The 19,632-nt window shown below is 47.7% G+C and carries 15 protein-coding genes; 1 reads left to right on the top strand and 14 read right to left on the bottom strand.

Annotated elements, in window-relative coordinates; all coding sequences use genetic code 11:
- Positions 1-232 precede the first annotated feature (232 nt).
- From purB to nuoK, 14 genes are all read right to left on the bottom strand, one after another.
- A complete protein-coding gene (purB, locus tag IC229_RS10600; RefSeq protein WP_190886938.1) occupies positions 233-1,573 on the bottom strand; it encodes an adenylosuccinate lyase in 1,341 nt (446 codons plus the stop codon).
- An 83-nt stretch (positions 1,574-1,656) separates the two neighbouring features.
- Entirely contained in the window at positions 1,657-3,021 is a 1,365-nt protein-coding gene (locus tag IC229_RS10595; protein ID WP_190886937.1) for a DUF1207 domain-containing protein, read from the bottom strand.
- Positions 3,022-3,127: 106 nt separating this feature from the next.
- Positions 3,128-4,489, bottom strand: coding sequence for a dipeptidase (locus IC229_RS10590; protein ID WP_190886936.1), 1,362 nt, complete (start codon positions 4,487-4,489; stop codon positions 3,128-3,130).
- Positions 4,490-4,636: 147 nt separating this feature from the next.
- Positions 4,637-5,287, bottom strand: a complete 651-nt coding sequence (plsY, locus tag IC229_RS10585; protein WP_190886935.1) for a glycerol-3-phosphate 1-O-acyltransferase PlsY — start codon at positions 5,285-5,287, stop codon at positions 4,637-4,639.
- 158 nt (positions 5,288-5,445) lie between these two features.
- Complete coding sequence (locus IC229_RS10580; protein WP_190886934.1) at positions 5,446-6,741, bottom strand: M16 family metallopeptidase; 1,296 nt, start codon at positions 6,739-6,741, stop codon at positions 5,446-5,448.
- A gap of 92 nt (positions 6,742-6,833) precedes the next feature.
- Positions 6,834-8,030 (bottom strand): type IX secretion system outer membrane channel protein PorV, encoded by a 1,197-nt coding sequence (gene porV / locus IC229_RS10575; protein ID WP_190886933.1) that lies wholly within the window; start codon positions 8,028-8,030, stop codon positions 6,834-6,836.
- 112 nt (positions 8,031-8,142) lie between these two features.
- A complete protein-coding gene (porU, locus tag IC229_RS10570) occupies positions 8,143-11,601 on the bottom strand; it encodes a type IX secretion system sortase PorU (protein ID WP_317171552.1) in 3,459 nt (1,152 codons plus the stop codon).
- A complete protein-coding gene (locus tag IC229_RS10565; protein ID WP_190886932.1) occupies positions 11,591-12,232 on the bottom strand; it encodes a SprT-like domain-containing protein in 642 nt (213 codons plus the stop codon). The genes porU and IC229_RS10565 overlap by 11 nt, the downstream gene beginning before the upstream one ends.
- A gap of 91 nt (positions 12,233-12,323) precedes the next feature.
- On the bottom strand, positions 12,324-12,515 hold the full coding sequence (locus IC229_RS10560; RefSeq protein ID WP_190886931.1) for a hypothetical protein: 192 nt from the start codon (positions 12,513-12,515) through the stop codon (positions 12,324-12,326).
- A 139-nt stretch (positions 12,516-12,654) separates the two neighbouring features.
- On the bottom strand, positions 12,655-13,158 hold the full coding sequence (locus tag IC229_RS10555; RefSeq protein WP_190886930.1) for a GtrA family protein: 504 nt from the start codon (positions 13,156-13,158) through the stop codon (positions 12,655-12,657).
- Between the two features lie 127 nt (positions 13,159-13,285).
- Entirely contained in the window at positions 13,286-14,692 is a 1,407-nt protein-coding gene (locus IC229_RS10550) for an NADH-quinone oxidoreductase subunit N (RefSeq protein WP_190886929.1), read from the bottom strand.
- Between the two features lie 81 nt (positions 14,693-14,773).
- Complete coding sequence (locus tag IC229_RS10545; RefSeq protein ID WP_190886928.1) at positions 14,774-16,255, bottom strand: complex I subunit 4 family protein; 1,482 nt, start codon at positions 16,253-16,255, stop codon at positions 14,774-14,776.
- Between the two features lie 76 nt (positions 16,256-16,331).
- Positions 16,332-18,245, bottom strand: coding sequence for an NADH-quinone oxidoreductase subunit L (gene nuoL, locus IC229_RS10540; RefSeq protein WP_190886927.1), 1,914 nt, complete (start codon positions 18,243-18,245; stop codon positions 16,332-16,334).
- Between the two features lie 73 nt (positions 18,246-18,318).
- Entirely contained in the window at positions 18,319-18,663 is a 345-nt protein-coding gene (gene nuoK, locus IC229_RS10535) for an NADH-quinone oxidoreductase subunit NuoK (RefSeq protein ID WP_020597411.1), read from the bottom strand.
- Positions 18,664-18,844: 181 nt separating this feature from the next.
- Between nuoK and IC229_RS10530 the strand changes: the two genes are divergently transcribed.
- Entirely contained in the window at positions 18,845-19,603 is a 759-nt protein-coding gene (locus IC229_RS10530) for a TssN family type VI secretion system protein (RefSeq protein ID WP_190886926.1), read from the top strand.
- Positions 19,604-19,632 lie beyond the last annotated feature (29 nt).

Here is a 19,632-nt window from a genome sequence, read left to right as displayed (position 1 = left end):
AAATCAATAACTATAACTTACCTACTATATATTATTCGGTACCCTATGTATTCGGCTTACAGTTTTCGATATACCTACCAACAAACTAACTACCCAGTAAGTAACTCCTTTAATTATAATATCAAATAGTATGCCAACCCTTATCTATAAAATAGAATAATAGATGTAATCGATGAGGATATCTATATATAATTGGAATTACCTTTTTAAACATAGAAAACAGTAAAAATCCCTAAATCCCGGTATAAGTAAACGGCGTGATGGCTCGCAATTCAGTTTTTACAGCATCCGTTACGTTCAATTCATCAATAAACTGGCTGATGGTTTGTTCCGTAACTTTTTCATTGGTACGCGTTAACGCCTTCAGTGCTTCATAGGGCTTCGGATATGCCTCGCGTCGGAGAACGGTTTGGATTGCTTCGGCCACTACGGCCCAGTTATCTTCCAAATCAGCGTTAAGTGCTGCTACGTTCAGTTCCAGCTTATTCAATCCTTTCAACAGCGATTTTAGGGCAATCACAGAATGGGCAAACGGAACGCCGGTACTACGTAGCACGGTCGAATCGGTTAAATCGCGCTGGAGCCGCGAGATAGGCAACTTGGCCGATAAATGCTCGAATAAGGCGTTGGCAATCCCCAGATTCCCTTCCGAATTTTCAAAATCAATGGGGTTTACTTTGTGCGGCATAGCCGACGAACCGACTTCTCCCTCTTTCAGTCGCTGCTTGAAATAGTTCATTGATACGTAAGTCCAGATATCCCGGTCGAGGTCAATGAGGATGGTATTCAACCGCTTGAAGGCATCGAACGTAGCGGCCAACATATCGTAATGCTCAATCTGAGTGGTAAACTGACTACGTACCATACCCAGACTTTCTACGAATTTATCGCCGAATTTTTTCCAGTCTTCGTTCGGATAGGCTACTACGTGAGCGTTGAAATTTCCAGTCGCACCACCAAATTTTGCCGCCGTCGGAATGGAATCCAGCAAATGAAGCTGCTTTTCGATACGTTCCACGAAGACCATCAACTCTTTGCCCAAGCGCGTAGGCGAAGCAGGCTGCCCGTGTGTGCGGGCCAGCATTGGTACGTTGTCCCATTGCTGAGCCAGCTCCTGCAAACGAACAAAAACCTGTCGATACGTCGGCACTATTTCTGTTTCGAGGGCTTCGCTTAGAAGCAGTGGTGTAGCCGTATTATTGATATCCTGCGAGGTCAGTCCGAAGTGAATAAACTCTAAAAACGGCTCAACCGGCGAACCCTGCAATTTCTCCTTAATGAAATACTCGACCGCCTTTACGTCATGGTTCGTCGTTTTCTCGATTTCCTTGATACGTAGCGCATCGGCTTCTGTAAAGTTCTGATAGATCGCTCGAAGTCCGGTAAACTGTGCAGGTTCTACCGATGCTAATTGCGGAATCGGCCACTCACAAAGCGCAATGAAGTATTCAATTTCGATACGTACCCGATAATGAATCAGGCCGTATTCCGAGAAATAAGGAGCCAGCGCATCAACTTGCGACCGGTAACGACCGTCGATAGGCGAAATGGCCGTGAGAGGGGAGAAAGTCATGTAGGATATAAAATGTATGAAGTATGATGTATGCGATATAATGCGTCGTTCTACATCATATCGCATACATCATACTTCCTATATCAGAACGGGTTCAGATACAGGCCGAAGCCAATCCAGGAGGTTTGTTGATTTTCAAACTGGCTGTAGGGTCGGAAACCCGAATAACCTTCCAGCAGGAACGTCAGATTGTTCTGTGTCCGGCCTAGTTCGAAGCCAATACCTCCGTGAATACCGGGCCGAAAATCGGTTTGCTGCCAGAATTTAATATCCAGACCACCCACCAGCCGGGTCGCTTTGAGAGATGGCTTTTTATAGAAGGCGCCCAATTGCGCACTCAGCAACTTTCGCTCTTCCGACTTACGTAGCACAATACCCGCGCCACCGTAGAGCCGCCAGTTATTCACATTTCGGCTGTACGTTACGTCCAGCAATTCATAATTCACCGAATTGGGCGTTGGGGCCGTAATCTGGTTTCGGTAGATGTAATCATCGCCCAGGTGCGACGAGAGGTGATATACCCGGAACCGGTAGTTATTCTCACCCCGACGAAGGTTGTAGATGATACTGACTTTATAATCATTGTTCATGATTGTCCGCCGGGCGCGGTCGGCTTTAGCATCGTAATAAGCCTCAAATTGCGTGAACGATGCTAAATCCAGTACCCACTCCGACGAACGCCCCTCGGCGGTGGTACGTCGATAGAATGGCTTCGCAAAACCAAAGGCAAACGGAACGATACTTCCCGGATATTTTTTTCCTTCCGTCCAGTAGGCTGGCAATACACTTCCATAGGTCTGCGCTTCGAGCGGGTCAAGCAGGATCGGGTCAAACAAATGACCTTTCGGCAGAAACTCTTTTCGTGGCTGTACTACGTTGGGGTCGCTGGTATTAGCTGATGCTACGTCAGCAGAATCCGGCTTCGGGGTAACTCGCGGCTTTCTTTCCCGTTTAGGTTTTGCCGGCTCAGCCACTTTCGTAGGCTCGACCGACGTAGGAGCCGGTGTGGTTGCAGCAGGAGCTTCTGTCGTTACTGGGGTTGTGGTGGCCGGAGAGGGTGTCGGTTCGGTAGCCTTCTCCTTTTTCTTATTCTCCCGTTTTTCTTTACGACTAGGCTCAGCAACGGCTGGAGCCGACGTTGCTGGCGCATCAGTCGCTGGGGCCGACGTAGTGGTGGGCGTTACTACCGGAGCAGGAGCCGATTTTTGGACGGGATTCTCCTTCGCAGCTTTTTTTGCCTGACGCTGCCGTTCTTTTTCGGCCTTTTTGGCTTCATAGTCCCGTTGGTCCTGCAACCATTGGGCCCGAATCTGTCGTTCGCGCTGAACCTCCTTTTCTATTTTCTCTTTTTGCCGCTGCTCGGCGGGTGTCAATACACGGCCCTGCTGAGCCGAGGCTACTATTGTAAAACAACAACTTAGTAAAAGAAACAACAGCGTTTTTTTCATACGGATAAAAGCAACTCTGTCTGGGCCAAGCTCCAGCTTGGCCCGTGATAGAACAAGCCAGTTTTTTACACGGGCCAAGCTGGAGCTTGGCCCAGACATCGGGCTATTAGCTCTTCAGGGCAGCGTAGTGTTTATAGAAATACGGAATGGTTTCGATGCCTTTATAGAAATTGAATAACCCGTAACTTTCGTTAGGCGAGTGCAGTGCATCGCTATCCAGACCAAAGCCCATCAGAATCGATTTAATACCTAACACCTCTTCGAATAGTGCTGTAATCGGAATACTCCCTCCACCCCTTGTCGGAATGGGTTTCTTACCCCAGGCTTCTTCAAAGGCTTTACTGGCCGCTTCAAATTCGACTGAATCAACGGGCGTTACGTAGGGCATGCCACCGTGATGGGGCGTTACCTGCACCTGTACACCCGCCGGAGCAATGGACGTAAAGTGCCTGGTAAACAGTTCGGTGATTTCGTTGGGGGTTTGGTTAGGAACCAATCGCATACTGATTTTGGCCGATGCTTTCGAGGGCAGTACCGTTTTGGCTCCCTCGCCCGTATAACCGCCCCAAATGCCATTCACATCCAGCGTTGGCCGAATCGACGTCCGCTCGTTAGTCGAGTAGCCTGTTTCGCCCATTACGTCGTTAATACCCAGATCACGCTTGTATTCCTCCAGATCGAACGGTGCTTTCGCTAATTCGCTACGTTCCTCATCACTGAGGTCGGCCACTTTATCGTAAAAACCAGGAATATTAATACGTCCGTTTTCGTCGTGCAACGATGCAATCATTTCGCACAGTACGTTGACTGGATTTGCTACACCACCGCCATAAACGCCTGAGTGCAAATCACGATTCGGCCCCGTAACCTGAACTTCTACGTAGGAAAGCCCGCGGAGGCCGGTTTCGAGTGAGGGCGTTTCGTTGGAAATGATGCTGGTATCCGAAATCAGAATGACGTCGGCTTTAAGTAATTCGCTTTGTTCACGAACAAAAGTGCCCAGATTATCGGAACCAACTTCTTCTTCGCCCTCAATCATCACTTTTACGTTGCAGGGCAAACCATCCGTTGCCACCATTGCTTCAATGGCTTTGATGTGCATGTAAAACTGGCCTTTGTCGTCGCAGGCACCACGAGCGTAGATCCGCTCGTTACGAATAGTCGGTTCAAAGGGGGGCGAATGCCAGAGTTCATACGGATCGGCGGGCTGAACATCGTAGTGACCATATACCAGTACCGTAGGCTTGGCGGAATCTACAATTTTTTCGGCGTATACGATGGGATGGCCAGCCGTTTCGAACAGTTGGGCTTCATCCAATCCGGCCGCCGTTAATTTATCCCTGACAAATTCGGCGGTTCGGCGCACGTCGTCCTTGAAGCGGGAATCGGCCGAAACAGATGGGATTCGCAACAGTTCGAGCAGTTCATCTAAAAACCGCTGTTTGTTGGTTTCGAGAAAAGCAGTCATATATGATGTAGGATGTAGGCTGTATGATATATGAATAGACAATCGCTCTAGCCTTATCTAGCATACATCTAAAATTTTTGCCCCGAAGTTACGTACTTTTCACGCAACGCCGGGGCATTTATGTCTATCCAAAAGCGGTTTCTTAGCCTATGACTTTTTCCGGAAGCGAATCAGGACGGTTCTATTCTCCTCCCCACGTAGCAACCGGCTGATATTTTTCTGGTGTGTTACCACTACAAGCAGGAAAATAACGAAGCCCAGCACGATCAGCAATGGATTTTCTTTCTGACCAAAAATTTGAAGAAGCAGGAGTACCGGAAACGCCAGGGCAGCCAGGATGGAGCCCAGCGATACGTACTGCGAGGCAATAACCACCAGCAGAAAAATACCGATACAGACAGCGGCCATTTCAGGATGGGTTGCCAGCATCATACCCAGCAACGTAGCAACGCCTTTGCCGCCTTTGAAATTGGCAAATACTGGATATAAGTGACCAATTACGGCCACCAGGCCAAAGACAATCTTAAACGTCAGCATTTCTTTCTCAGTAATAACATCGCCGTACCAGAGCAGCGTCGATAAGCTGGCGGCTGTGTAGCCTTTCAATACGTCGACCAGCATCACAATCGTACCAGCCCGTTTTCCTAACACCCGGAATGTATTCGTAGCACCGGCGTTTCCACTACCAAATTGGCGGATATCAAGCCCGAAAAAGCCTTGCCCATACCAAACTGCCGTGGGAATTGAGCCCAACAAATACGCTACTACCGTTCCGATGATGATAAGAAAGATATTCATTAAGTCTAATTAACTACGTAATTGATACTAGAGACTGACACTCAAAAAGGTGCCCTTACTGAAAGAATGTAACCCCAAAATTAAGGGATTGTTACTAAACGACCAACCTTTGCGTGGTTACAACCCTTGATTTTGTACTAAAAACCCTCTGTTTCTCCTTATTTACTGCCAACCACCACTTCACGCAGTTGCTCAACTGTCAGATACCGGTTTGCCGTTTCCATAATTTCTTCGGGCGTAACAGCGCGTATTCGCTGGATATAAGCGGTCAGAAAATCGGCTGGCATGCCATCAAGAAGAATAACTTTGTAACGGTCGGCAATTTCGAACGGTGTATTGAGCGAACCCACAAATTCGCCCGCCATGTAATTCTTCACGATTTCCAGTTCGTCAGTGGGGACAGGATTGTTTTGTAAGATGCGAATTTCCTTATGGATTTCGTCTAACGTTTGCTGCGTATTTTCTTTGTTCACATCAGTACCAATCAGGAAATAACCCTCGTGGCGGAATGAGGGCATATTCGACGAAACACCGTATGTAAAGCCTTTTTCTTCCCGAATATTCTTCATGAGTCGGGAGCCAAAATAACCACCCAGTATTTCGTTGGTCACCAGCATTTTAAAGAAATCGGGATGAGCTCGCGTGAACAGCCGACGACCTAACCGAATCGACGATTGAATACTATCGGCTTTTTCAGACAGCACAGGCAGCTCATCATCCGGCAATGCCAAACCAGAAACAGGCGATAATGCTTCGCTACGTATCGGGAGTTGCCCAAGTTCGCGATTGATCAGCAATACCTCGTTTTCTGTGGCTGCGCCCGCTACAATAATCCGAAAAGGTCGGTGATGAATAGCCTGCTCGTAGAAACGAACGACAGCCTCGCGTGGAAGCTGCGCCACTACGTCCGGACGCTGGCTACGTCCGTATGGATGTGTAGGACCAAACAATTTCTCCCGGAACAGAACACTCGCCAGATACGCGTTTTTTTCGTAATTGATACGTAGACCCTGTAACGTAATATTACGTAAGTCTTCCAGTTCTTTCTGCGGGAATACGGGTTCCGTTATAAGTTCACGTAGCAGAGTCAGTACGTTCGGCAGAAATTTGGTCAGGCAGTAGACCACTACACTAGCCCGATCAGGACCGCTATTTAATTCCAGAAAAGCGCCGTAACGGTCGAAGTATTCGCTGATCTGAGCCGATGAACGCGTTTTGGTACCATCGGCCAGCATTTTCATGGCGAAGAAAGCAGTACCGGGTTGATCGGGCGTAAAAATTTGTTCGTACCAGGTGCCGGCATCAAACACGCATTCAATCCGCAGAATGGGCTGCTGATCAACCGAAATCAAGTACAAGGGAAGCCCATTATCTAAAGTATGTTTCTGAATATCAGGAAGCCGAACATCCTGAATTGCCTGAAAAGGAGGTGCCTGGGTTCTATCGAGAGTCATGAAAAAGATATAAAAGAGCGAAATAATGAAAGAGTGAAAGAGCGAATACCATCCGGCAGATTCGCTCTTTCACTCTTTCATTATTTCGCGCTTTAGTTTGAATCGTCGGTTGTGGAATCGTCTTCACCGACGGCGTCACCACCGTTAAAATTCAACAGTAACGAAAGTCGGAACGTATCAGATAGTGGGTTACCCGTTTTAATGGGAATCAGGTAGGAGAAATCAACACCAAACCGTTGTTGCAGCCGTAGGCCGATACCCGTTGTTACGTATTTGCGGCCGCCTTTCTGGTCGGACTCATTGAAATACCCAGCGCGGACGGCAAACTGATCGTTATACCAATATTCGATACCCGTTGATAACGTGATTTCTGCCAGTTCTTCACTAAATCCACCCGGTGCATCAGCGAATGAGCCGAAAACCGAACTGAAGTAATTTTTACCAGCATTCAAATCTACAATTTGCCCGTTAACATTCTGAATATCAGGGGTTGGTACCATCAACTTATTGGCATCTACTACGAAGTTGAACTTGTTATACTGATCGGCAAACAGCGTCAAGCAAGTACCAATCCGCAAGTTTGTCGGAATATAATAACGTTCGTTACCACCATAGTTAATACGACCGCCGAGGTTAGAAATCATTGCGCCAAACGCCCAGCCAACGCCTTTGCCGGTTGCATTATCACGAGCTTCATCGCGATGGTAAAGGCTGATATCAGCAGCTGCAGTACCACCTGGCTTTAAGCCCGAATTCGTTCCCCCCGCAGCCAGGTTGGAGTTCAAGTATTTCAAATCGACAGCAAGCGAAGTATTCTGCGACAGACGCTGACCAAATGAGGCCGTAATGGCGTATTCGCGGGAGTTGAACGTACCAGCTGCTACGCCTGTATTGGTCGTAAAATCAACAGTTCCCAGATCGAAATACAACAGCGAGCCACCGATTACTGAGTTTTTGCCCATTTTGGAATAGCCACTCAGGTAGGTGTAATACATATCGCCGATGAGGTTCCGCAGCCACGGAGTGTAGGAAATAGAAGCCCCTTTGTCTTGTTTGGCGAAAATCAGCTTCGATGGATTCCAGTAAATAGCGTTTGCGTCGGCATCACCCAGGGCTACCCCAGCATCGCCTAACGCGCCGGAACGCGCATCGGGTGTGAAATTTAGAAAAGGCACAGCCGAAGTAGGTACATTTCGTCGACCATTAAGGTCTAGTTTGCCCTGGGCCGATGCGAAAAGGGGAAGAAAACAACTGAAACCGAGAAGAACACGGGAAATATTGTGCTTCATATAAAGAATGTTGGTCAACGACGACAACGGGTTGATGTGCGTGTGGCAATCGTCTGGGCTCAAAATTACGACGAATGTTGGATTAGAAAAAAGGGTTTATTTAACCCGCAAATCATTTCAATAGAATTAATCGACCGGCGCCCTTAGCACTTGTGCCATCGGCGGCCGAATGAATCTGTAACTGAACAAGATACAGGCCATTTGGCATCGGCTGACCATTAACAGCCCGACCATCCCACGTACCGATTTCCACCAAAGCCTCACAATCGGTACACTGCCCTGTCTGCTGAGTTATCAACAGTCCGCTCAGATTATACACACTCCACGTCCAGTCGAGTGGTTCACCTGAGCGATCCAGTTCAGCCGTCAGGGTTGCCTGCGCTACTACCGGATTCGGACTGGCCCGGAAAGAACGTAACGTCAAACCTGGTCGTTCCGAAACTACTATGGTCAACGACCCCTCTCCCGAATTATTGTTGATATCCCAGGCTTTGGCTCGAATCGTATACGTACCAGGTTCAAGATTTTGGAACGTATAAAGGACTTCGCCCACTCGCCCACCAACGCCCGTTGCTACGTACAGGTCATTCACAATAACTGGTGTCTGGTCGTTTAGCCGCACTGTTAGTTCATGCCCTAGTCCTGACCTAGCAATATTAATGCCTCGATTGTCAGTCAGTCCGATACGTATCGCTACGTCTGGTCCGGTCACGCGCACTACGTCACCGTCAGTTATTCCACCGATAGCCGAAAGTGCAACGACTGGCGGCTGATTATCAACCGTATCGGCGAAAACACTGCCGCCAACGCGCAGGCTGTCGTAATTTCCCAACGCTTCCAGCGTACTGTCAGATCGAATAGCGTACGTATAAATTTTGCCGGGGCCGACTGTATAATTAATGTCTTTCGGCATGGTAAACCGAACTACAAACCTCCCCTGCTGTACAGGAACCTGACCCGTAAATAACGGACTATTGTAAATCTGATACGTCATCCTGGGGCTGCCAGCCTCAGAACCCAACGTAGCACGAGTGACTGATTTGTCGTATAATGTTAGCCGCAACGTACCGGAAAAATCGGCCAGGCGGGAGCCTTGCTGCCGAATTTCACCGGATAATTCAACCGTTTGAAGCGCTTTTAACGTATCGATTCGAGCAGTGTCCGTCAATAGTTTGCCGTTTATCTGCGTAAGCTGTACCTGCGCCTGAGGATAAGCCAACCGCATGGATGGGTCACCCAATAGGGCGAAATTCCGGTTGAGAGAACCGGCCAGACTATTGTTTTTGGTAAGCCGTATTACATCGCCCAGACGCGGCATCTGTCCATTAATTGGCTTAAACAGAAATCGGTAAAAGGCTTCATTCAGGAGCAGGTTTGTGTTGGCGTAAACAGGGCGAGTGGTTGTCAGTAAGCCAATAGGACCACCGATGCGGCTCAGCAAAGCCAACTCCGCTCCCGAATTAACATTTGGGTCGTCGTAGCGACCAAACTGACACGTAGCAGTAACCATCAACGGAAGCCGACGATTTTTCCAGGAAAGAATGTCCTGAAGGGTAACAATCTGCTCATCGGCTAGTGCCAATACGCCCCCGTGTCCGCTGTAATTAATCACCAATCGTCCATCGACCATCGCCTGATTGATCAATTGATTCACCGTTGGCGCTTTTTGGCCATTGGCTGTATTTTCCTGTGGGAAGGCATCCAGAAAAACGCGCTCAGGGCGATACATAGGCGACTGCGTTTCAACAATCGCGGCCAGCGAATTGGCATCCCCCTGATGAATATTTCCATCGCCATCATCGGCAATCATCATTACCTTGGTTTGCCAGTCGCCAGTCACCGATTTATCGGAGCTGTATCGAATCAATTTATCAACGACAGTTTGCGCTTCGGAAGCCGACTTGACGGGCAACCGACCGACCCCGATTACCATCTGGTAATCACCTGCCACCGACTCAGGCCACTCGCCTTCATCAGCACCCATAAATCCGAAGTAATCATCGGAAGAATAACTCAGGACCGGATGCTGCGATTCACGACTTTCATACACAGGCACCATATTGGCCTGTTGCGTAGGGTTGGTCATCCCCATAATGTTCCGGTAATCATACGTAGCGTCGCCAAACAGGAGCAAGTACCGGAGTTTATTGGGTTGTTTCAGGTAGAAATAACGTACCATATCCCGAATCGCCGTTACGTCAGGGCGCCCCGAACCGAACTCATTGTAAACCTGCGACGTAGTGGCTACCAATACTGACAATTGATCATGTTCGCGCCGGAACGTAGCGAGCCTTTCGGCCTGATCGCGCCAGGCGGCAGGAGTCACAATGACCAAATCAGGCGTAGGCTGGCTGTGCAAATCCTGATTGGCTACCGAAACCAGCGATACCGGCGTAATTAATTGTGTATCCGTAAACAGGAAATAATCGGCCATCCGTGTCGATGACCAGGCGGCATCCTGCGCACTTGATAGCGAATACGACTGCGTGGCGGGCACGAGTGGATTCGTTACGTCCCAGATACGTAGCGCATTCGTTGCCTGCCGAACCGCATAGGAACCAGCCCCCAGCCGACGTGCCCAGGTCGGGGAATCATATTGACGGAGTTCACGACGAGCCTGAACGCCCACAAAATTCAAATAACCCTGCGCAGAAATCTGTCCGCGCTTCTGGAACGTAACACTGATACGTAATGGACTGATAGCCGTTGGTTTAGCTACCAACGTATCGATACTACGTAGAACGCCCTGAAAATCATACTCATAACCCGAAACAGATGGAATAGCCACTGAGCCAATTGCTACGTCGTTTAGCCCAAAACGATATGCAGTCGACGACGTAGCGCCCGCCATCACTGACGAAACCACCCGAATGGGCGAATTCGCTACCAAACCCGGCATATCGAACGTAATGATTTTGGTGGTATCAATAGTTAGGTATTCACCCAGCCACTCGCGTCCCGAACGCACCGTCGGTGTTTTTACCAAATCCTTTTCCTGAAACTGATAATCATCGAACGTAGTATTAGCAGCCGTAGCAGACACTGCGCCCGCTGGCCGTTCCTGAATACGCAGTCCCGACGTAGTACCGATTGTCAGAAAATAAAAAGTTGTATCTGAATACGCATTGATCTGGTGCGAAAACCGTCGGGCGACGGAATCATAACGTATCACATGCGGGCTTTGTCCAAAAAATATAATTGCGTCATCGGCGTCGAATCGGCCATCAGCTTCACCTGCAACCTGAATGGCATTTTCGGCCAGATCATTAATTCGGGGAGTCGAGTTCGGTTGAGGTAACACAGCTCCGCCATTTCCGTAGAGTCGCAGTTTGCGAGGGTCGGTGGACGCAAAAGCAGGACTGATACGTGCTAACTGCGACTGACTAAGTCGATAAACGCCAGAAGACGTAACACCAATTTTTACCCAGATACCTTCCCGAAGCACCGATTGAGCCAAAGCTGGGGCATGAATAATGGATAATGAATAATGGATAATGAGGAGTAATAGATAATAGGTCCAACTACGTCGGAGAAACCCATTGCCCATTATCCATTTTACATTATTCATCATAGTCTACTTCTACCAATGCGTGTGCCAAAATTGTGTAGGATTTACCCGACGACATTTCTTTACAAACGACGCGGGTCCGCCGTAACGTACCACGCCTGAATGTCTTTTTTGCAAATTGAAAATCTTTTCCTTCCGGCAAATCTTTTAACATGATCCGTCGAACCGAAATAGGAGCGGCTACTGCTACGTCCGCCTGCCTCAGTGCTACTACCAATGCAGGGTGAGCGTAGGTAGTAGCTGCCGGATTAGCTATGTAGTGAGTCAGTGGCTGTAGAATTTCAACAGGAAACACGGTTTCGGAAAGTAGCGGCTGCATCAACTGCTGAAAAGTCGTTTTCCATCGTTTGCCGTGGGGCGCTTCAACCCGTTTTCTACCAATACGCCACTGACTTCGGTAATACTGATGCACAGCAGCATGCGCTACCTCATGCACATACGTAATAAGAAAGGCATACGGATTCAGATTGGCGTTTACTGTAATTTGAGTTTGCCCCTGTGGCATGACTCTAAAATCACCCAACCGAGTCCGGCGCGGTTTTACCACACGAAATGTAAACGCATATTGTTGCCAAAGCTGTCGGCAATAGTTAACAGCTACAGGCGGAAGATATTGAATAAATGGATCAGTCAATTTTTACTACAAAGTGTGTGTTAGGTAGTACTAAAACGCAAAAAGCCCTATAAAAATAGGGCTTTTTGCAAAATTGTAAAGTCGTAAGCTATTACTTAGCGCTGTCGGCAGCCGCAGCTGTATCACCAGCCATCGTCGAGGTAGAATCCGTAGCCATCGTAGTGGTGTCGGTCGACAACGTAGCAGTCGAATCAGCAGATGCTTCTTCAGTTTTAGGTTTGCTTTGGCAAGCAGCGAAGGTCAGCATGCTACCAACAAACAATAAGGCGAATACCTTTTTCATTCTTGTTTTGCTATTTTAGGTTTTTGGAAACAAATATAGTTTTTAAATAGTAAATACAATAATATACAGTGATAATTAAGCTAAAAGGGAATATTAGCTTAAAAATATACAATTTCAGATTTAATTTATCTAAGATTGATTACAGTTGATTTTCTTCCTGCTTCGAAGAGCGTGATCGGAGTTTGTCGTAGAATCCCGTACTCCGGAATGTAAGGAGTTTATGCCCGAAGTAATTTGCCATGAAGCTAGCACCCATTCCCACTACGTGAGATCCCGTTTCGCGCCAGATTTTCAAATTAGGAGAAGGCAACAGGGGTGTTGCTACCCACTCCAGGGTATACTTGGATACGTAAACCTGAACTACTAGAGCTACTAATGCGATACCTAGAAATTTGATGGCCTCGCGAGCTGTATTTCCAGTTTTACCGGCAGAAAAGGCGTATTTTTTGGTAGGAATAAATGTGAGCACAGTAGCCGTTAGATAACCGCACAGTACACTGGTCGCGTAATCTAGCTCGAAGTAGTGGCGATAGAAAATACGGCTAACAAAATTGATGGAAGCACCCAACAACGCTGTTAGGAAATACGTAAAAAATTCCCTAAATTCTTTATGCTTAGGCGGTTGAATACTGCTCACATTCACTGAATTACGAAACTTATTACAAGTTATTAGCTGGACTATTTTTAATACAATACGTCAAAAGTACGAAATAGACGCCAAAGGCTTACAATCTACCTTGTCATATCGTATAAAATACGCTAGCCGTTTACTAAAAAATTCCTTGCAACACGCCCGGAACAATACCCAAACCCAATGTTAAAATAGTGGCAGCCAGCAAAACGTATCGATAAAAAGGAGCAACCTGAATTGGCTCAGTGGCTCCATCCCGAAAATACATGGCAATGATAACCCGGAAATAATAATAAATACCCACCGCCGACATCAATACAGCCACAACCAGCAGCCAGATCTGACCTCGTTCTACAGCGGTAGAAAACATATAGAATTTACCCCAGAACCCAGCTGTCAGCGGAATACCAGCCAACGACAGCATCGAAACGGTCATGGCAAAACCCAACAAAGGATTCTGACGAGCCAGTCCATTAAAGGAGTCAAAATTTTCGGCAATGTTCCCTTCGCCTGTAATTGTTTGCGTGCTACGTTGCTGGGCAACCAATAGTAGCACGCCAAATGCCGAAATCGTTGCGACGGAATAAGCCAGTGAATAAAATACAATAGCTTGTTTCGTTTGTGAACCCAATGCAGCCAATCCAATCAGGAGATATCCCGCGTGTGAAATGCTGGAATAGGCCATCATTCGCTTAAAGCTGTTCTGGTACACCGCTGTTACGTTACCGGCTACCAACGTAATGGCCGTGATAATGGCTAAAATAGTCCACCAGAACGCATAAACACCCGTAAATGAGGCTGATAACAGGTGAAACAGAGCCGCAAATCCAGCCGTTTTAACAACTGTCGACATGAACGCCGTGAAAATGGTTGGTGCGCCGTCGTATACGTCGGGTGTCCAGAAATGGAAGGGAGCCGCCGATACTTTAAACAGCAAGCCAATCAGCAGCATTAGCAACCCTACGTAGAGCAATAAAGAAAGGCCAACCTGCGGATTGGCGGCATACGAGCCAATTCCCGCAATGGTAAACGAGCCAGTAGCGCCATAAAGTAGTGCCATACCAAACAGCATAATTCCCGTGGCGAAAGCACCCATTAGAAAGTATTTCAAAGCCGCTTCGTTCGAACGCAGATTCCGTTTGTCGCTCCCGGTCAGTACGTACATGGCTACTGACAGAATCTCTACCCCAACAAACAGCATAATCAGGTTCTCGAAGCTCACCATCATGATAGCTCCTACTAACGAGAACAGAATAAGACCATAGTATTCAGCGGGTTGCGACTCCTCATTTTCTGTGAAGCTACTTGATAAAGCCACGACCATAAACGCCGAACCCAACACGATGGCCGTAAAAACCATCGACAGATTGTTGGTTTTCAGCATTCCGTTGAAATACACGTAGTTTTTATTCCAGTCGATAAAGTTGACGACCAGCGTGAGCAGCAGGCACAACAACGTAGCGGGCAACAGAATCGCTTTTGATTTCAGAAAGCCCAGAAATAGCAGGACAATCCCAAAAACCGATAACAGAACAATTGGAAGCATATTTTAAGTCGTTAGTCGATAGTCATTAGCCGAAAGCCCTCATTTTAGATAGCCTTACGACTATCGATTGAAGCGATCGACTTACTTCATAGATACAGCCGTAGTGCCGATATATTTCATCAGGTTAGCAACGGCGGGTTCGGTTACGTTCAAAAATGAATGCGGGTAAATACCAATCCAGAAAACCATGAAAACCAGCGGAATCAGTACCCAGCTTTCAGACGTAGTAAGATCGGCAAACGACTCGGTACGAGACGTAGTAGCACCGAACATACTTTTCTGGAACATACGTAGCATATACACCGCTCCGAAAATAATAGTGAAGCCAGCGGCTAATCCCAGGTAAGGGTTGTAGGTATAGACGCCATGCAGCAGTAAAAACTCACCGACAAAACCATTGGTAAGCGGCAATGCCACACTACCTAGCAGCATAATCATGAAATAAACCGTCAATTTCGGCGTCGATTGAGTGATTCCGCCAAGCTGGTCGAGCTGGCGCGTGTTGGCTCGCGAGAAAATCACATCGGCGACAAAGAACATGCCCACTACGTTGATACCGTGTGCCAGCATCTGTACCAATGCGCCCTGCATACCTGTTTCCGTTTGCGAGAAAACACCAGCCGCCATCAGGCCAACGTGTGAGAATGACGAGTACGCAATTAGCCGTTTCATATCGCGCTGGCGAATGGCGATGATAGCGCCGTAAAGAATACCGATTACCGAAAGAATAATGGCCGTTTTTCCCCAGGTTTCCATACCAAGCGGCACGATGGGCAGAATGAAACGTATCAGGCCATACACACCCATTTTCAGCATAATACCGGCCAGCAACATCGTAGCGGGTGTTGGCGACTCTACATACGTATCAGGTTGCCATGTATGGAACGGGAACACTGGCATTTTGATAGCAAATGCGATAAAGAATGCCCAGAAAACCCAGTTCTGTGCTTCGGGGGTAAGTTTGAGCTTGTAAAAATCAACGATGGCGGCCGAGTGAGTTGCACCGGCTGTGGCGGGTGTCTGGTAATATAGATAGACCAATGCCACCAGCATGAACAGACTCCCGAAAATCGTATAGATAAAAAACTTGAACGTAACGGGCACCCGATTTTCGCCACCCCACATGGCAGCCAGGAAGTAAATCGGAATCAAAGCCGCTTCAAAGAATAGGTAAAACAGGAAACCATCACGGGCCGTAAATACGCCCATCAGAGCCGCCTGCATATAGATCATGAGCGCGTAGAACGTAGCAGGGCGCGGGTAATTCCGATTAAAGGTAGAAAGTACAATGAACGGAACCAGCAGCCCGGTCAGTAGCACCAGTAATACGCTAATGCCGTCAATTCCAGCACTGAAGCGAATACCTAAAGAGCCGATCCAAGGGTAATCGAAGGCAAACTGCGACGTAGCATCTGGTTTGAATACGGCAAACGCATAACCTGCGCCCGCCAACTCGACCAGGGTTGCTACCAATGCGATCTGTTTAGTACGTTCGCTCCCTCCTATCAATAGGATTAACGTAGCGGCTACAACAGGAAATAAAATCAGAAATAGTGTAAGCATATCAATGATTTACGAATTACGTTCCGGTACTCCGGTTCGTTCGACGAGCGTTACGTTGCCAATCGACAGAAAATAGTTAGAATCTTACGAAGAATCGCAGGGCGAAAATGAGCACAATACTGACCACCATCGCCAGTACGTAAAAGCCAATGGAGCCATTCTGCAACAACCGCAGTTGCGCCGAACTCTGACGTACCAGCCAGGCCACCCCATTTACAATGCCATCGACCAATCCTTCGCCAAAACTGTACAGCGCATCACCCAAACCACGGATTGGCCGGACAATGATACTCTCGTACAATTCATCGACGTAGTATTTGTTGTAAATGACCTGTTCGGGCAGGGAACGGTCGGTTGCATCAGAAACGGGAACCGCCTGACGACGCACGTACATGGCGTAAGCGATAATCATGGAGACCAACGCAACGCCAGCCGAAACTGCCATCAATACGTATTCGGTGCTATGCGACAGATGCGATTCGCCAAAGGCTTCGGGATTTACCTGGCGGGAACCCTCAAACAATGGAGCCATGAAATTACTCAGCCATCCGCCACTGGGAAGATTCAAGCCACCTCCTAAAGCTGACAGAACAGCTAGTACCATCAGGGGTAGTGTCATCGAAAGGGGTGATTCATGTAAATGATGTTTCTGTTGTTCTGTCCCCCGGAAATCACCGAAGAATGTCAGGAACAGCAGACGGAACATGTAGAAGGACGTAAGTCCTGAACCAAGTACGCCTAATGCCCAGAGCAGTTTGTTATGTTCGAAAACGTGCGCCAGAATTTCATCTTTCGAGAAGAAACCAGCAAAAGGTGGCAAGCCCGAAATTGCAATCGTACCAATCAGGAACGTAACAAACGTAATAGGTAATGCTTTCCGCAGACCGCCCATCTTACGAATATCCTGCTCGTCGGACATAGCGTGAATGACACTACCAGCGCCCAAGAATAACAAGGCTTTGAAGAAAGCGTGTGTCATTACGTGGAACATACCCGCCGTATACGCCGTAGCACTCAGACCAAGGAACATATAGCCCAATTGCGATACGGTTGAGTAAGCCAGTACTTTCTTGATGTCGTTCTGGAGCAGGCCAATCGAAGCGGCCAGCAGGGCGGTTGCAATAGCAATAATGCCAATAATCTCAAGCGTTAGCGGAGAAAGCGTGTATAATACGTTCGAACGTACCACCATGTAGATACCCGCCGTCACCATCGTTGCTGCGTGAATCAGAGCAGAAACTGGAGTAGGGCCCGCCATAGCGTCGGGCAGCCAGGTGTAGAGCGGAATCTGGGCCGATTTACCCATAGCGCCCACAAACAGCAGCAACGTAATGGCCAGTATGGTTTTATCACCAACTTCTAAACTCGTTGCCTGTTTAAATACGTCCAGGTATTCAACTGTACCGAACGTATTGATCAGCATGAATATCCCGAGCAGAAACCCTAAATCGCCAATACGGTTCATGACGAAAGCTTTCCGGGCGGCATTGTTATAACTGGTATTCTTGTTCCAGAAGCCAATGAGCAGGTAAGAACACAGACCAACGCCCTCCCAGCCAATGAACATAATGACGTAGTTGGAACCCATCACCAGCAAAAGCATGAAGAAAATAAACAGGTTCAGGAACGCCATAAACTTCCCAAAACCTTCGTCGTGGCTCATGTAGCCAATGCTATACAGATGAATCAGCGAACCAACGCCCGTAACAACCAGCAGCATCAGTAGCGATAACTGATCAATCTGGAACGAGAAATTGATGTGCAAATCACCTACGCTAATCCAGTCGAAGAGGTTGGCGATGATGGGTTGGCTATTTCCTGACTGGAACGTTCCAAACAAAGAGATCGATAGTAGAAAGGAAACGACAACGGCCCCAGTCGCCACGACGCCCGCCAAACCCGTCGGAAGTCGCCGAAAGCCGAGGCCATTGATAAGAAAGCCAATCAGTGGTAAAAGAGGAATGAGGGCGCAGAGTAATTCTAGTTTCATTTACTAATTGCGAATGAGTGAATGAGCGAATGAGTGAATAGGCTGGCGTTCCAGCAAATACCCATCTGTTCTTTTACCATTTCAGTTTGTTGAGCAATCCCACGTCGATGGAGCGGGTGTTGCGGTAAATCATAACAATAATAGCCAACCCAACCGATACTTCGGCAGCGGCAACGGCCATTATAAAAAAAACAAATACCTGACCGGCTGAGTCGGAGCGATACGAAGAAAAAGCAATGAGTAATAAATTCACTGCATTTAGCATCAACTCAATTGACATGAAGATAATGATCGCGTTGCGTCGGGTCAGTACGCCAATGATGCCGATAACGAACAGTGCGGTACTGAGAATCAGATAATACGTGAGCGGTATTTGCTGAATGACTTCCGGAATGAGGACGTCCTGCGTGGGTTGCATGGCTTGCCAGTTAATAAAAAGTACCGCAAAGGTAAAGATTATTCGGGATTGGAGGAAAGGTGTTTTTTAGCACCGTATTTACAGCTTATCATTGCTTTTTCGGCTCGTTCACTTAAATTTTGGCCGATATTGCCAAAATAGACCGAAACAGCTCTTTCGTTATCAACACTTTTTATTTGTAATGCCCAATTTATCTTTTGCAAAACGATTTCCGGGGCTTCTGTATGGCATTGTCATTGCGTTGCTGCTCGGAGCAGCGGGTTTTGCCGGTACACTCGAAAGTGTCAATTTTCAACGTAATTATTTTATAGTACAATTGCTGGCGGTCGGAATCGGTGTGCTTCATGTATGGCTGGGACCCCGATTTTTAGAAGCTGGCTTTGTTACGTTCGGACGTGGGGTTGTCACAACCTTTCTGATACTGCTGGCTGGTATGGGCGTTGCGCTGTTCATCTACCAACGTACCGGCTATCTGGCAGACCGGTGGCCGTTCGTAACAAGCCTCCTACCGTTTATGGCTCCGTTTCTGGTGCGGGAAGCCTATCATTATTATTTACAAATTCCGCCCGCCGATTATAAGAAATGGTATTATCCCGTCAATGGAGATATGCCCGACGTCGATTTGCTCGACTTATCGAAAATTTTAGTGCTCCAATTTGAGTTTTTGAAAACTCCGGAAGACAAGAATTTTACAAATTTCAAAGCGAAAGCACCCGTTGCGATGCCTTTAGGCGATTTATTTCTGGTCTTTATCAACGATTATAACGAGCGAACGCCCAACAGTCCCATACAATTCGTCGATACAGCGGGGCGTCCGTTTGGCTGGGTATTCACCAAAAAAGCGGGTTGGTGGCAGCGCCCAGTTTATCTGGACCCGGCGCTCGATTTTTCACAGAATCAGTTAGTTGATAACGCGACTATTATTGCGCGGAGAGCGTGAGTGGGAAACTGTCGTCTGGACGTCCACGT

The sequence above is a fragment of the Spirosoma profusum genome (genome assembly GCF_014699005.1).
Lineage (GTDB): Bacteria > Bacteroidota > Bacteroidia > Cytophagales > Spirosomataceae > Spirosoma > Spirosoma profusum.
The sequence above is the reverse complement of the archived record's forward strand: the minus strand, read 5'-3'. Positions and strand labels throughout refer to the sequence as shown.